Below are 16026 nucleotides of genomic sequence, written 5' to 3' on the forward strand. Positions count from 1 at the left end.
GCTTTGGCTCTTCCGAGCTGTCATCGTCTCCATTAGACTTCCTGCAAAAGTCAGGGTATGGAGAGCAGGAAGGGGGTATTTTAGACGAAAACAATATCAAAGAATATTTTAATCGTACTTTCGTCGGAAGTCTATTATCGTTTCTAGCACCAAGCATATTTTTTGCCCATGCTGACATGCAAATGCCGAGCGAGCTTAAAAGACTCAGTAAATTTACCGTGAGATCTCCAGCTTGACAAATATTGTTGGGTAATCACCGCGATTCGGTATAGGTTGACGACTAGCTATATTGAGAAAGGATTTCTTCTTTATCAATGTCGATCGAATGCAGACAATCGCATCTATACCTTCACTCTCATCGTTCGCATCCCCTGAGAATGCCATTGATTTTTATGAAACTGCCATCGATCGAGACGATGCGATCGTAAGTAATTATTGGCAGCTAGGAATCGCTTATTTATTAGTAGGTAGGGAAGATGATGCTCGCGCAGCATGGTTTATCCCAATTTCAACTGCCGATCCAGATACGATCGATGATTTGAGTACCCAGTTAATTGATGCTCTAGATCGCGAAGCTCAGGAGCAAGAAGAAATTTCAGAACTAGAAAAATCTTGGTTGCTACGCCAGCATATTCAAGCATTAGCACCCAATTTTGTCGAGAATATTTTCCAGGCAATATATCTAGGTTACATGACCGATCGACTTACTCCAGATTTGCTGATTGAGTGGCAAGTATTGGAGCTAGTGAAGACGCTCTTACCTGGCAGCATCGATGACGATCTGCTCGATCGAGTATTGGAGTCATTGATGATTATCCGCATGGATTTAGGCTTAGATCTAATCGAATCTTGCTTGCTACTAACTGGTTCCAAGCGATTAGCAATTATAGACAAGCTACTAGCGATCTCTCAGGGACTGATCGATCGTTTATACCTATACGATTTTGTGACTGCATTAGTAGAGATATTCGATCGCCTTCAGCCAGATACTTTGTGTGTATTGCGCTTTTTAAGCTACGTTTACTGTAAAGTCGATAATTATTTGCCAGGAATAGCGGCAGCAGAGAAGTATTATCAATTAGCCTCTAGTCTAAGAGATCGATTATTCGGAAGTTTTGTAGCTCAAAGAGCGTGCTTTAGTGCTGGAGATTGGGATAAAACTCAAGTAAAATCCGATATACATGCTCGACTACTAGCAGAGATTATCGATCTCAATCCTGTCGATCTAGATCGCGAACTCGATCGACATCTATTCTTCGCGCCTTTTTTCTTACCTTATCTAAAAGACGATCCTTATCATAATAGGTTATTGCAGAATCAAGTTGCTAGAATTTACCAGCATAATGTTCGATCGAGTGTAAATAACATTCAAACTAGCAGTTCGCCACTAACTAACCAAACGAGACGTTTGCGCGTTGGCTATGTAGCTGCTACTTTTACAAATCATTCTGTTGGCTGGCTTTGTCGCTGGCTCATCCATCATCACGATCGAGAGTCTTTTGAGATATTTCTTTATTGTGTGAATACGAGCGCAGAAAACAACTTCAATCATCATTGGTTTCGCGACAAAGTAGACCATACTGCATATTTTGGATATGACGATCGCGAAGTCACCGCCCAGATTCGGGCAGACGAAATAGATATCCTAATTGATTTAGATAGCATAACTTTCGATCGTACCTGTATGGTGATGGCAGAGAAGCCAGCACCGATTCAAGTATCATGGCTGGGGTGGGATGCTAGCGGACTGCCAACGATCGATTATTTTATTGTCGATCCTTATGTGCTGCCAGATAATGCTCAGGATTACTATCAAGAAAAACTCTGGCGATTGCCCCAAACCTATCTCGGAGTCGAAGGATTTGAGGTGGGAATTCCGAATATCAGCCGCCAAGATTTAGATATTCCCGCAGATGCAGTAGTTTACTTTAGCTCTCAAGCTGGTTTCAAACGGCATCCTGATAATATTCGCTGTCAGATGAAGATTGTTGCTGCCGTACCAAACAGTTATTTATTAATTAAAGGCAAAAGCGATCCGACTGTCGTTCGCAACCTATTCGGCAGAATTGCCCAAGAAGAAGGTGTTAGTATCGATCGCTTGCGATTTTTGCCTCAAGCACCCACTGAATACATCCACCGTGCCAATTTAGAGATCGCCGATATCGTTCTCGATACCTTCCCTTACAACGGAGCCACAACCACACTAGAAACCCTGTGGATGGGCATCCCAATGGTAACGCAAGTGGGCAAACAATTTTCGGCGCGAAACAGCTATACTTTTATGCTCAATGCGGGAATTGAGGAAGGAATTGCCTGGAGTCAGGATGAGTATATCGAGTGGGGAATTAAATTGGGACTCGATGCCAAGCTCCGCATGGAAGTTCGCGAAAAATTACGTGCGGGGCGACAAACCGCACCAGTTTGGAATGCCAAGCAATTTGCCCTCGATATGGAGCAAGCCTATCGAGATATGTGGGCAAAATATCAAGCAGAAACTCAATCTAATCCAAGCGATCGCTACAATCATAACTAAATTATATGCAGGTTTTACATCTACCCCAATTCTCGATCGATCGTCAGTTCGATCCCGATCGCTTAGACCAAACGATCGAGTATTATGAAACGATAATCGATCGTGGTGACGAATCTAATCTCAACTATTGGTATCTCGGCATCGCCTATCTCCTCCAAGAACGGGAAGGAGATGCTCAAGCAACTTGGTTTATTCCCTTTGAGAGGGTGTCTGAAAAGTCCCGAATCAGCCCCCTAACCCCCAATTCTGGGGGAACCGGAATAGAAAGTCCCCCAGAATTGGGGGATTTAGGGGGCGTTTGGGTTGTCGATCTGACTTTTCAGACACCCTTCGAGAACGATTCGGTAGATGTAGAAGCTCTTACTCACGATCTAGCTAGTACGCTCGATCGGATCGCGACCGAAAAACTCACTCTAAACTGTCTCGATGATGCTTGGCTGACTAGTCAGTACTTACGCGAAGTAGATGCCGCGCATCTAAATAACTTATTCCGATCGATCTTATTAGAGATTAAGTTAGAGAGGTTCGACCCAGAAACCTTACCAGATCTCGATGCTGCGACTATCTTAGGAGATGCAGAAAATCGGGAGTTCGATCGCCAGTTGTTGGCAAATCTGCTAACTGCGATATTATATTACCCATCGACAGAAGTTTGTGAATTTATCGAGCAATGTTTGATTTATTTGCCTGAGTACCAAACCGAATCGATCGCTATAGTTATCGATGCAGTATTGGCATTAGAACATCAATTTGGCAGTCAAGCATTTTTTATTGAAATCTTAGAAAAGTGTTTAGCAGTACAGCCTGACAATATTGCAACTCTCAACGCTCTATCGAGATTGTATTGTAACGCTCGCGACTATCAGCAAGCTATGAACATCGCTGTTCATGCTTACGAGTTGTGCGATAATTTAATTAGTAAGATCGTTACTAACAACACAATCATCAGAGCTATCCTCACTTCTGGCGACTGGCTCAATGCAGATGAAATCATCGATCGACACTATCGCTTACTATCAGAATTGGTCGATCGAGAAGACGAGTTATTACCTGCAAATACCAGTCATCTCGTTATCGGTGCGGCAGTTTTTATTGCTTGTGTGACGGATCGACCTGAATATTTTCGATCGCTTCAAAATCAGATTGCTAAAAAATATCTTCAATCGACTCAATATCGTTTACCCAATCGTTCGCGCAGCGTGGGCTTTGCCCAATCGATCGCCCCATCATCCCTAGCCAAACGATCGGGAGTTATCAGGATTGGTTACTTGGCATCGACATTAAGAAAGCATTCCGTTGGTTGGCTGAGTCGGTGGTTGTGGCAGTATTACGATCGGGAGAAGTTCCAAGTCTTCAACTATTGTATCAACCAAAACCCTGACGATCCATTTTATCAACAATGGTTTGGCGATCGTGCGGATGTAAGTTATTGTTTTGGTGATAATGTCGATGAAATTATCGATCGAATTCAGGCAGATGAGATCGATATTCTCGTCGATCTCGATAGCTTGACTTTAAATTTGACTGCGAAAATTCTCGCGGCTAAGCCCGCTCCCGTTCAAGTAAGTTGGCTGGGTTGGGATGCGACGGGTTTGCCGACTGTCGATTATTTTATGGCCGATCGCTACGTTTTGCCGGACAATGCTCAGGAGTATTATCAAGAGAAGATTTGGCGACTGCCGCACAGCTACCTAGCTGTTAATGGTTTTGAAATCGGCATCGCAACTTTGAAACGGCGGGATTTAAATATTCCTGACGATGCCATTATTTATTGGAGCGGACAAGTTGGACACAAACGCCATCCCGATACGGTGCGCTCGCAATTACGCATTTTAAAAGCGGTACCTAATAGTTATTTCCTAATTAAAGGCGACACAGATCCCCAAATCGTGCGCGAATTTTTTGGTCGAATTGCGGCTGAGGAAGGTGTAGAATTCGATCGCTTGCGGTTCTTGGGGAAAGTGGCTGATGAGTATACCCACCGTGCCAATCTGGCGATCGCCGATATCGTACTCGACACTTTCCCCTACAATGGTGCCACCACGACACTGGAAACGCTGTGGATGGGTATCCCAATGGTGACGCAGGTAGGACAGCAATTTGCCGCGCGCAATAGTTATACATTCATGCTCAATGCCGGAATTGAGGAGGGGATTGCTTGGAATGCCCAGGAATATGTCGAGTGGGGGGTAAAATTGGGACTCGATCGTGAATTGAGAATGCAGGTTCGAGAGAAACTAAGATTGAACCGTCAAACCGCTCCAGTGTGGAATGCCAAACAGTTTACGCTAGATATGGAAGCAGCTTATCGCCAGATGTGGGCAATATATCAAGCAAAACAGCAGGAAGTAGTCGAAGATGACTCAAATAATTAAGTAGGTAGATGCAATTTGTTCGAGACTATCTTCGGTGTTAATCTGACGATTTAGTAGGTCGTAATTGCTAGCCTTAGCTAATTATGGTGCTGTCGATCGATTGGCTGGTAAAATACTAATAAATATGTACCTATATTTATGCGCCGCGATACGATTTTCTATCAATTATTTCAGCAATCGCCTACTCTGTTATTTGAGTTATTACCACAGCCACCAGCACGAGCAAATGAGTATGTGTTTGAAGCAGTTGAGGTGAAGGAAACTGCTTTTAGAATGGATGGGGTATTTGTGCCACCAGATCGCTCTGGAATTGTCTATTTCTGCGAGGCGCAGTTTCAGAAGGATGAGATGCTATACGAGCGGATGGTGAGCGAGATTGGCATTTATGTTTACCGCAATCGCGAGCGACTTTCTGATTGGCAAGCAGTAGCGATCTATCCCAGCAGAAGTATCGAACAATCTAATACTGGCATGGTGAGAGAGTTGTTGGCTAGCGGACGTATCCTGCGGGTGTTTCTGGATGAGTTGGGTGAAATCGAAGAGTTGCCGAGTGGTGTTGGGTTGATGGTGCTGACGACGTTGGAGGGGAATGCAGCAAAAACTGAAGCAAGAAGGGCAATCGCACGTTCTGGTGGCGACCGAGATATAATCGAGATGATAACCAAGATCGTGGTTTATAAGTTTAATTCATTAAGTCGAGATGAGGTGGATGTGATGTTGGGGATTGAGTTGCAACAGACACGAGTTTATCAGGAAGCTAAGGCTGAGGGCAAAGTCGAGGGTAAGGCTGAGGAACGGGAGATTGGATTACAGCGAGAAAGAGCATTAATACTCAGGCAGCTTAATCGCAAGTTAGGAAATCTCTCGTCACAGCTTCAAAGTAAGGTTTCTGCGCTCTCGATCGAAAATGTAGAATCTCTTGGTGAGGCTCTATTAGATTTTAATTCGAGTGCCGATTTAGAAGCTTGGTTGAGTCAAAATTGACGATCGATTGAGTCGATCGACGAATCAAAGCAACCGAGCATCGCAAGGTTATCGACGATCGATGTTCGACGATCGATCTCGAAACTTAGATTAACTAAATTTAACGATTACCTCTCGGCGCGGCTACGCTAACGATTAAGTCGAGCGAAGTCAATGTGCGACCGACCCTACAATTTTAGCTGAAACCTAGCTGGTGGGCAGTGCCCACCCTACTGGGACTACGCGATATCTTAAAAAACCTGGGTAGGGGTAATTCATGAAGCGGTTCGCGCACGCCTTTGTTTCCCGACGGTTTAGCGAAACAAGACATTACCCCTACCCAGGTTTTTTAGAGCGTGATATTTGCTATTTAGGCAACCGTTTCAGCCACTGCTTCAACTTTTTCTACTTCTATCGCTGCGGCTTTGATTCTGGCTTCCTCGGCGAGGAAGTCTGCCAATTGAGATCCGATCTCCCGGCGGACAATGCCTCTGTACTCCAAGAAGTGTTCGATTTGGGCGCAAGTAACCAAATAACTGCTAACCCCACCTGGATTGAGCTTGTACATGCTCCAGAGGTTGCTCCAGAACTGCCAACGAGTAGAGCGAACTACGCCTTGTCGCCAGCAGATGATGAGGAGGGCGCGAATCACCATCCAACTAAACTCTTTCTTGCGACCTTCACCTTTGTATGGATAGGTGGCTTCGCCGAGGGTTAGGTAGTGGCGGTAGGTGCGATCGAGGAATTTCGATGGCTCGTATAATTCATCGAAGGCATCCATGTACTCGATGGCGATTTCTTCGAGCGGACGGGTGGGGACGAAGTTCATCAACGTGGTTTGGTTGATGTTGCCATCTGCTGTACCGCGCAGGCGACCTTCTTTGGCTAGTCGATGGGATAGTGCGGTATCGGGCAATGCCTGAAGCATACTAAATACAGCGGTGGGGATATTTGTCTGTTCGACAAATTTGACGATGCGCTGTCCGGCACCTGTTTTCTCACCGTCGAAGCCGATAATAAATCCAGCCATGACGCGCATCCCCGATTTGGCAATGCGTTCGACGGCTTCGCTGAGGGAACTGCGGGTATTTTGGTGTTTTTGAGTCAGTGCGAGGCTTTCCTCATCTGGAGTTTCGATGCCCAGGAACACGGAACCGAAGTTACACTGCACCATCATATCCATCAGTTCTTGGTCGTTTGCCAAGTCTACTGAAGCTTCAGTGGCAAAGGAGAAGGGATATTTATGCTCCACCATCCACGGCAGTAATTCTTTGAGCAACAGTTTGACGTTGCGTTTGTTGCCGATGAAGTTGTCATCGACCATAAAGATACTCCGCCGCCAACCCAATTCGTAGAGATAATCAAGTTCTTTGAGCATTTGGGCGGGATCTTTCGTCCGGGGTTTGCGACCGTAGAGGACGATGATATCGCAGAACTCACACTGGAACGGACAACCGCGCGAAAACTGGACGGACATCTCTGCATAGGCATCGAATTCCAGCAGTTCAAAGCGGGGGATGGGAGTAGTGGTTACGTCGGGACGTTCGCCATTGGGTGCGCGGAAGGTACCAGAAGTTTGTCCTTGTTTGACGGCTTCGACAAATAGGGGAATCGTCAGTTCGCCTTCATCTAAAATTAAATAATCTGCGCCCACCTCTGAGACTTCATGCGGCAATGCAGTAGGATAAGGGCCACCGACGGCGACGCGCTTGCCTCGGCGTTTGGCTTCTTGAATCTGGGCGAGTAAATCGGGTTTCTGGACGATCATTGCCGAGCAGATAACTAGTTCCGACCAGCTCCATTCAGCTTCGGTAACTTCGCGGACGTTGAGATCGACGAGCTTGTAATTCCACTCTTGAGGGAGGATAGCAGCAACGGTAATCAAGCCCAATGGTGGGATCAAAGCTTTACGACCCATCAATTCGATCATTTTCTCAAATGACCAAAAGCTCTTAGGGAAACGAGGGTAGAGGAGCAGAACGTTCATAAATATTATCTCCAAGTAACGGCATTCCCCGTTAGGTGGAATGATGGACGCATACAACTAACTGACTTTAGTTTAGTTGGTTTTGTTTCTTTGGCAACATGTTTTAGACTAACATCTTGCATCAAAACGAAATTACTGGTGTTCTAGTGGATAGTGGATAGTGGATAGTGGATAGCGATTCGCTGACTGAAACACATGCTCTTACACCCTCGGCGTGATTTCAGTTGCTGGTGCGAGATGTTAGTAGATCGATTTAATCCATATTAATCCAAAAATTTCCGCAGATCGAATTCTACTAGTTCGGTATTGTCGAGATCTACACTAGCCAAATTAGCGCCAGTCGGATCGATCGACTGACGATCTGCGATCGATTTCTGCCGTGCCGCTGCAACCGACAACATCAAGAGAATTCGTTCGGTATAGTCTACCGCGCCACATAATTCTCGATCGAGCAAATCCAATCCGCCGTTAGCATATTCTTCAAAGATCCCAATCCGCTGCTGTTCGACGTCAGCGCGATCTGGGGAAATCACATTAATATTTTCAGTAGCGGCGATCGCAATTAGTTTCATCACCGGATCGTAACCCCGCGCGATAAATATCTCGCTACTAATCGGCCCTGGTTCTTTTTTGGAAATTTCGCCCAGCGGCGTGCGTTGTTTGTGTTTGGCACCCAATACTGCGGCAAATAAAATCACGTCAGCATAGGTTTGAAACGGGCTATTATTGTCAGTCGCTGCGATTAGTGATTTGACTAATTCCGCTTTGTCTTTGGCAACGCGAATTCGATTTTCAGACATAAGTGTGGGTGCGGAGCTGCGATCTAAGGCGGACGAATATGAGTAAGATTATAGTTGTTAGGACACTCCAGCGATTGAAATCGCCGCTTGTGATGCAAAGTCCGCCTACGCGGACTAATTAGTATAGGAGGTTTTAAAAGTATAGATTAGCACTCGCAAACCCTAGAAATCCCCCCTAGCCCCCCTTTTTAAGGGGGGAACCGGATCGGAAGTGTCGTCCCAGTAGGGTGGGCACTGCCCACCATCTACATTTCGAGCCATAAAATCGATCTACGGGCAATCACCAGCGAGTAAACATTGCCGTTGACAAAGAATCAACCCAAACCAAGATTGGGGATCTGTCCAGACTTTGAGCGGTTGGAGCGCATGACTGGTGAGGGTATCGCTCAGAGTGGGAAGATGAAACTTGCGCGAGATTTCGGTGTGAATAGTTTCGCCCGATTGGAGGGAGATTTCTAAGCCCAAAGCGTTGAGTTTAATAGTTTGAGCTATCAGACTTTTGAGGTGCATTTCAATCTGACTGGCTACGGGATTAAAGAAGGCGTAATGTGCGAAATTATCGAGATTAAAGTTACCCTCAAAGCGATCGTTGAGATGCTGTAACATGTTGAGATTAAAAGCAGCCGTGATGCCTTGGGCATCGTTGTAAGCAGCTTCAAGGACAGCGATCGGTTTTTGGAGGTCGATACCTAAAAGAAAAAACTCACCGGGTTGGAGTGCCTGCTGGACTTGAGTAAGGAAGAGATCGCACGCTCGATCGTCCATATTGCCCAGCGTACTACCCAAGAACATCAGCATCCGGTTTTCTACCATGCGCGGGGGCAGCTTGGCGAGGGCGCGTTCGTAGGTACCTGCGACGCCGCAGACGTTGAGCTGGGGGTAAGTTGCGAGTAATTCTAGTGCGGTGGAGCGGAGGATACCTGCACTCACATCGATCGGGTAATAATGAAGGGGGTTGTCGAGTTGCGAGTAGGCTGCTAGTAAGGTGTGAGTTTTGCGGGAGCTACCGCTACCGAGTTCGACGATTTCACAGGCTCCAGTTAAGTCGATAATTTCCGAGACGTAGGTATCGAGAATGGCTTGCTCGGTGCGGGTGGGATAATATTCGGCTAAGTCAGTGATCTGCTCGAATAATTCTGAGCCGCGATCGTCATAAAAGTAGCGAGGTGGTAAGGTTTTAGGGGTTGACCTCAAACCAGCGATAATATCTTCACCCCGATCGATCGTCGGTAGATCTTTATCTACACTAATCCATCGCAGTCGATCGTGTTCGGTAGTTGTGGCGTTCATGTGGGTTTTTCCGTATCGATGACGGTTAAGGGTTGAGTCAGATCGGGCAGGCTCAAGTTGGCACGCATCGCCGTAGCTAAGAGCACAAAATTGTAACTTACCTTTCTTTATCAAAAACCCTATCCCTAAATAATAACAGGTGGGGATTTCCCTCCTTATCGATCGACCGTCTTGTAAGCCTTGCCAGCTAACAACTTTCTGGATAGATTTTGTAGATGAGATTACGCAGATGCAAATCTCAACAGCAATACAATCGATCGATTGAGTTAGCTCATTATGTGAATATCAGCCACTCCAACCCCATGCTACGATAGCGAAGGCGATTTACAGCAGAGCAGTGTGACCGAGGGGCAAATTTATCATCGCAAACAGAGCAGACAACCTAATGATGTGGCGACTGCAAGGGCACAAATAGCCAGCCAAGAACTATGGGGCGGCCCAGCCAGAAATATTTTTCAGAGCCATATTCCCAAAGTCAAGGCTTATCTTGAGAAATTGCCACAAGACCAAAACGGCATAAAGACGACAACAGGCATCGAATTTTATACTGAGGTCGAACCAGATCGTAATACTAAGCCAGGTGGTGTTTTATATTGGTCGGGAGAACGGGAAGGGGTTCGTACCGAAGATGAGTACGCTAAAATTAAGGTAAAGATCGCTTATTGCAACCAATTCGATTCGGTGTATATTGCTGATGACTAATCCTATAACTACCAAGAGTCAGCGCGTACGCTTTGAAGAAGTGACACCGACAAATGAGATCGTTGTCTATTTCAACGCGCAATTATCTTCTTTAGTTGCTGGTACGGGGTTGCCAATCTTTCAAGGCTATGACGACTTAGACGATATCCAATTCGCACATATCACGCTCCCATCAGGTAATACAGTGGTGCTGGGACAGTATGGAAATGCACCGGAAATCGGGGTAGACCTGTATGTCGATTTCAATCCTAAGAATAACCTATCGACGATCGCGGCGAATATTCCCGCTCTGGTTGTAGAAACTTTGCGATATCTAGCTATACCAAGAGCAACTGCGGTTTGGTTTCACCCAGATTATGAGCAAGAAATTGACCGTCTCTACTCCGAACACAGCGAGATTGAACCCATCGATAGGCTCGAATCAGGAGCGTTACCCCCAAATGGAGAACGCGAACCCATCGATTGTTTTTACTATGCTCTGGAAATCTACACTAGAGACAAGTTGCCTGAATACTGGGCGATGCTCCAACACAATCTTGGTTTAGCTTACTTCGATCGGACTAAAGGGGAACGACAGGATAATTTGATAAAGTCGATCGAATGTTTTAACAAGTCTCTTGAAGTTTTCACCAAAGATAAGTTTCCAGCAAAATGGCAAATAAATCAGGAAGATCTGAGCCAGTCGCAGGAAGCCTTGAAAAACGATCGAATCTATTCATCCTCCCATAACCGATAAATCTATGACTATTGCCAAATCTAACGATGTTCGTGCGTATCCAGCCCCAGAAATTGTGACTTATATGGAGCAGCAAGCAGATCTGTTTGAAGCAGCAAAGCCCCAGATAATAGAGCAATTTTTAGGTCGGTATGTTTGGTGTGAGAACGGACAAGTATTAGACTCCGATATCGATCGTGAAGTCCTAGTATTAAGAATCTACGGAGATGCCGAACCACGCCCTTTATTTATTCGCAAGGTAATGAACACAGAACCCAAACTACTAGTGCGTTCGGCTCCCAATTTGAAATAAAACATCATGGGAACTTATCGTTATACATCTGTTGGTGGAGATATTCCAGCAATTCCAGTAATGCCGCTAGAACTCATTCAACCAGGGAAATTCGAGCATCCTTCCGTCGTCGGTCAAGCTATCTTAGATACAGGTTCAGATTGTACACTTGTGCCCATTCCGTGGCTAATCCAAGTGAACGCTCAGGTATCAGATCGAGCATTGCGGATTCCAGTCTGCGGACAATTAAGTTTAGCGATTCCCCATGAAGTAGGTATTCGATTCGACCGATATCGCCATTTTATATTTCGAGTCTATGGCTGTTCGGTAGATGATATCGGAGAAATGGCATTAGTAGGTCGGGATCTTCTGAATTTATACAGAGTTGAATTTGATGCTCCAAATGGGATATTCGCTATTTACTAGATTGATGAGCCATCATGCCAGATACCAGCGATACAGGTAAGCTTTCATAGGTCACAAAATATCGATCGCGCCAATCAGTAATATATCGACCGAACCAGATATCTTCGGGAATCAAATCGTGTGTATCAGCAATGCCCTGATTGTGACTGAGATGAATCTCGATGACATCGTGCGATTTCAATAATTCTTTACAGGTATTCTCCGTAGCTCGCTCGTTTCCCTGCTGCCAAATCAGAATATGAGATACATCTAATAACAGTGGAAAGTCCACCAAACTATCTAAACTAGAACACCAATAATCGACAGTAGGCATTACTTCTACTGCTACTGGTACCTGGAGAATATTTTGTAAGTCTAGTAACGAACGTTCTAGTTCGCTGCGGTTACATTCCCATCGACGTGGTGCATGAATAGAAACAGCTACAACATGTTGATTTTGCTGGATAAAGTCGGCATAAACCGACCATGTTTCGGGCTTAGAAAGTTTGAGTAGCTGCCGATGATTTTTCTCGTACAAGCAGGAATCATGCAAAATTAGCGAAATATTTGGATAATCAAAATCAACTCGACAATTACTACCGATCGCGAGTTCTAAATATTCTAATTGGAGTGAAGGTTTAAATAAGTCAAAAAGCTCTAGACATTCAGCGATCGGACAGATACCGATCGCAGATATACTCAATCCCAGCATAATTAAGGCTTAAAGTAAGTAATTTCTCGAACGGTTTCCCTACAGACACAAGCGAGTCTACCAAAGAGATTAGTATAAATTTTATCTATAACCTCATAGTGTTCTTCGATTGTTAATTTTTCCAAAATAGCCCAAGCATAATTACGCAAACTATCTTCAGCCCTCCATCGCAACTCATCTCGATCTTCATCCTCCCACCAGTCACGCTTAACAATTTGCAAATCTTGAGGGTGAGGTAAATCTGAAATATTATATTGTTTTACTAAATTATAAATATCTTGCTGAGAGATTTCTTCTACCTGTAGAGCTAAATGATAATCACCGCTGTAAGGATATTCATCTCTCACAATTATCTCTTTAATTGCCCGGTCGGAAGCAGCTTGGGCAGACGACCGATCGATATGAGTTGAAATAAATTTATGCGCCACCTCTTTATTCCACAAGTCATAACAGCTAACATCAATTTCTTCTCTGTAGATATTTTCACCATTATCATTAGAAAAATCCCAAATAGTATAGTCGCTGTCATTATAAGTCAAACCAGACTGATAAACACTCCAAACTATGTCACCTGGATTAAGCAAAATACCTCTAGGCAATAACTCCCAATCTCGTTCCGATAAAATTCGCGGGTCTAGATTATCTGAATTTAGCCTACAATAAGCATGATATCGAACGATAAGATTGTCGTCATGTGAATACTCGATTAATCGATCGATATCTGCTCGATCGAATTTAGCTATTGACTGAATACATCTAATTTTATCTAGTGGGTCTGTCATCATACTCCCTATTTTGATAGTTTGTAGTTTAATTAAAATCGGTCATGACATCGATGTATGAGTTTCGCTGATAGTCTTAGCCCGAACTGATATCAGTTGCCACATCGATCGATAGTAGCTTTATATTGAGGAAGTAAACATCAAAAACTCCCCTCTACCCCTAAATCATGTCGATCGCGATTGCTGGAGAACGCAGTGGTGTGGGTAAAACCACCGTCACCTTAGCCCTACTTGCCGCTCTCAAGCGCAGACAACAGACGGTACAATCTTTTAAAGTCGGGCCGGATTATATCGATCCGATGTTTCACGCGTATGTTACGGGGCGAGCGTGTCGAAATCTCGATCCGATTTTAACTTCTCCTGCCTACGTCCAGCAGTGTTTCGATCGCCACAGTCAGACAGCAGATTGCGCCCTAGTAGAGGGGGTGATGGGATTGTTTGACGGTGCATCGGGGACGACGGATGCGGGAAGTACGGCGCAGGTTGCCAAACTGTTGGATCTGCCAGTTGTTTTAATTCTCAATTGTAGTAGTACGTCGCGATCGATCGCCGCGATCGCGCATGGTTATCGAACTTTTGACCCCCAAGTGCAGGTTGCGGGCGTAATTCTCAATCAAGTCGGTAGCGATCGGCATCTCGAACTACTCACTGCTGCCCTCTCCCAGCTCCGTCTACCCATCCTGGGCGTCCTCCGACGTCGCGACGACCTAAAGATCCCCGATCGGCATTTAGGGCTGATTCCAGCGGGAGAATTGACCGATCTCAATGCGACTCTCGACAGGCTCGCCCATGTGGGGGAAACTTGTTTTGATTGGGAACGGTTGTTACCATTGCTGGCTGCTAAGTCTGGTGGGAATCCCCCTAAATCCCCCTTTCCAAGGGGGACTTTTAAGGCCCCCTTGGAAAGGGGGTTGGGGGATTTAGATCTCGAAGCGAAGTCTATCCGACTTGTGCAGTATCCACGGCAGCCTTATCAAGGGGCGGCTTCTACTCTTACTCCCTCCCCTTTCCAAGGGGAGGGCTGGGGTGGGGTAAATCCCAAAATCCGCATCGCAGTCGCTAAAGATGCTGCATTCAATTTTTACTACGCCGACAATCTCGATATCCTCGCAGATTTAGGTGCTGAACTCGTCGAGTGGAGTCCCTTGAGTGAGCCGCAACTGCCGCCAGATGTCCAGGGACTATATTTTGGCGGTGGATTTCCCGAAGTCTTTGCCGAAACGCTTGCTGCCAATCAGCCAGCCAGAGCCGCCGTCAAAGCGGCAATTATCGCTGGAATGCCCACCTATGCAGAGTGTGGGGGATTGATGTATTTGTGCGATCGAATTGTTGATTTTAACGATCGATCTCATCCAATGGTAGGGATATTTCCAACCGCAGCAGTGATGGGGAAAAAATTGACTCTTGGTTATCGGCAACTGACTTTTTCTCAAGATAGTTTAATTGCCAATCTGGGCGATCGAGTGTGGGGGCATGAGTTTCACCGTTCTACTCTAACCGATTTGCCCGCATCACCTTTATATAATCTTCAGGGCTACGAATCCAACTCGGTCTTCGCACCTGAAGGCTGGCAAAAATACAATGCCCAGGCTGCTTATACCCATCTACACTTCGGAGCCAGACTGGATTTGCCAGCCCGATTTATTGAATGTTGTCGCAGATTTAGAGCGGTATTTGCATCTTGAAAATAATAAGCGAGATCGCGATCTAAATCTGAAGTTGTATCGTCTAGATCCGACAACTACATAATTTTGGTGCTAGGATGTCTCCAAGTCGAATTACACAACTCGACCGATTATTTGAACAAAACATCTACAAATTAAGAGAAATTCATGTACAAACTAATTCAAACAATCGCGCTCAGTGCAGTAGTTTTATCCCCTTTGAGCATCGTCGGTTTAGCGACTGCGGCTAGCGCTCATCACACGGGTTCGCACGTCTCGACCGTATCGACCGCCACAACTCAAAATAAGAAGCCCAAGGCTAAAAAAACCAAAAAGCCATCCACAACTGGCACCATGAAAAAACCAGTACCTACTGGTACGACAACTACACCCGCAACTGGTGCATCTGATAGCTCTACTACTCCCAGCCAAGTTCCAGCAACAACCACGCCAGATGCAACCGCACCTAGCCCTAAAGATAATCCCGCTCCCGGCGTAAAAGTGCCCGCATCGGGAACTAATATCCCCACGGGGACACCAAGCGGTGTTGCTAACCCTGCTGGTGATTCTACGCCTACTCCTGCTGGTGGTTCCATGTCCAACCCTGGCACCCCTAACGTTCCAACTGGCTTGCCTAAATAGCCATCACTGCTGACTGCGGTCGCAATGTGGAAAAATTAACGTTGACATCTAGTAGCGAGTGTCCCTACTTAATTTACTGGGACACTCGATCGCCGCAGCACCTCGACCGATCGACTCAAAAGCGTCATAATAAAAGTTAAGTAAAGAAATAATCTCGACCGATA

General features: G+C 45.5%; 15 protein-coding genes. 10 read left to right on the forward strand and 5 right to left on the reverse strand.

From position 1 onward, the window contains the following. From RMO52_RS21270 to RMO52_RS21285, 4 genes are all read left to right on the forward strand, one after another. On the forward strand, positions 1–236 hold a 236-nt coding region (locus RMO52_RS21270; protein WP_310418302.1), incomplete at its 5' end, for a hypothetical protein. An 89-nt stretch (positions 237–325) separates the two neighbouring features. Beyond that, entirely contained in the window at positions 326–2533 is a 2208-nt protein-coding gene (locus tag RMO52_RS21275; RefSeq protein ID WP_310418304.1) for an O-linked N-acetylglucosamine transferase, SPINDLY family protein, read from the forward strand. Between the two features lie 5 nt (positions 2534–2538). After that, a complete protein-coding gene (locus RMO52_RS21280; RefSeq protein WP_310418306.1) occupies positions 2539–4908 on the forward strand; it encodes an O-linked N-acetylglucosamine transferase, SPINDLY family protein in 2370 nt (789 codons plus the stop codon). Between the two features lie 138 nt (positions 4909–5046). Continuing rightward, complete coding sequence (locus RMO52_RS21285) at positions 5047–5892, forward strand: Rpn family recombination-promoting nuclease/putative transposase (RefSeq protein ID WP_310418309.1); 846 nt, start codon at positions 5047–5049, stop codon at positions 5890–5892. A 349-nt stretch (positions 5893–6241) separates the two neighbouring features. Here the strand turns inward: RMO52_RS21285 and RMO52_RS21290 are convergent, their stop codons facing one another. The 3 genes from RMO52_RS21290 to egtD all read right to left on the reverse strand — a co-directional run bounded on the left by RMO52_RS21290 (position 6242) and on the right by egtD (position 9948). After that, positions 6242–7858 (reverse strand): DUF4070 domain-containing protein, encoded by a 1617-nt coding sequence (locus RMO52_RS21290; RefSeq protein WP_310418312.1) that lies wholly within the window; start codon positions 7856–7858, stop codon positions 6242–6244. 263 nt (positions 7859–8121) lie between these two features. Next, a complete protein-coding gene (locus RMO52_RS21295; RefSeq protein WP_310418314.1) occupies positions 8122–8658 on the reverse strand; it encodes a DNA phosphorothioation-associated protein 4 in 537 nt (178 codons plus the stop codon). Positions 8659–8928: 270 nt separating this feature from the next. Then, a complete protein-coding gene (gene egtD / locus RMO52_RS21300; RefSeq protein ID WP_309738738.1) occupies positions 8929–9948 on the reverse strand; it encodes an L-histidine N(alpha)-methyltransferase in 1020 nt (339 codons plus the stop codon). A 339-nt stretch (positions 9949–10287) separates the two neighbouring features. On the opposite strand from egtD, the gene RMO52_RS21305 reads away from it, so the two are divergent. Genes RMO52_RS21305 through RMO52_RS21320 form a run of 4 tightly spaced genes read left to right on the forward strand, consistent with a single transcriptional unit; the run spans position 10288 to position 12083 of the window. After that, positions 10288–10650 (forward strand): hypothetical protein, encoded by a 363-nt coding sequence (locus RMO52_RS21305; protein WP_310418317.1) that lies wholly within the window; start codon positions 10288–10290, stop codon positions 10648–10650. After that, positions 10643–11386 (forward strand): hypothetical protein, encoded by a 744-nt coding sequence (locus RMO52_RS21310; protein ID WP_310418321.1) that lies wholly within the window; start codon positions 10643–10645, stop codon positions 11384–11386. Before RMO52_RS21305 ends, RMO52_RS21310 begins: the two co-directional genes overlap by 8 nt. 4 nt (positions 11387–11390) lie before the next feature. Then, the gene (locus tag RMO52_RS21315) at positions 11391–11678 is read left to right on the forward strand and encodes a hypothetical protein (RefSeq protein WP_310418324.1); all 288 of its coding nucleotides are present in this window, start codon (positions 11391–11393) and stop codon (positions 11676–11678) included. A gap of 6 nt (positions 11679–11684) precedes the next feature. Further along, complete coding sequence (locus RMO52_RS21320) at positions 11685–12083, forward strand: hypothetical protein (protein ID WP_310418327.1); 399 nt, start codon at positions 11685–11687, stop codon at positions 12081–12083. Here RMO52_RS21320 and RMO52_RS21325 read toward each other — a convergent pair. Then, entirely contained in the window at positions 12073–12774 is a 702-nt protein-coding gene (locus tag RMO52_RS21325) for a hypothetical protein (protein ID WP_310418330.1), read from the reverse strand. The genes RMO52_RS21320 and RMO52_RS21325 overlap by 11 nt on opposite strands. A gap of 2 nt (positions 12775–12776) precedes the next feature. Then, positions 12777–13559 (reverse strand): hypothetical protein, encoded by a 783-nt coding sequence (locus RMO52_RS21330; RefSeq protein ID WP_309738731.1) that lies wholly within the window; start codon positions 13557–13559, stop codon positions 12777–12779. A gap of 164 nt (positions 13560–13723) precedes the next feature. Between RMO52_RS21330 and RMO52_RS21335 the strand changes: the two genes are divergently transcribed. Both RMO52_RS21335 and RMO52_RS21340 read left to right on the forward strand, forming a co-directional pair. After that, positions 13724–15241 carry a cobyrinate a,c-diamide synthase gene (locus RMO52_RS21335; protein ID WP_310418334.1) on the forward strand — a complete coding sequence of 506 codons (1518 nt, stop codon included), beginning with the start codon at positions 13724–13726 and terminating at the stop codon, positions 15239–15241. A 147-nt stretch (positions 15242–15388) separates the two neighbouring features. Beyond that, positions 15389–15862 (forward strand): hypothetical protein, encoded by a 474-nt coding sequence (locus RMO52_RS21340; RefSeq protein ID WP_309742900.1) that lies wholly within the window; start codon positions 15389–15391, stop codon positions 15860–15862. Positions 15863–16026: the final 164 nt, after the last annotated feature.

It is taken from the genome of Chamaesiphon sp. OTE_8_metabat_110 (assembly GCF_031382685.1).
GTDB lineage: Bacteria > Cyanobacteriota > Cyanobacteriia > Cyanobacteriales > Chamaesiphonaceae > Chamaesiphon.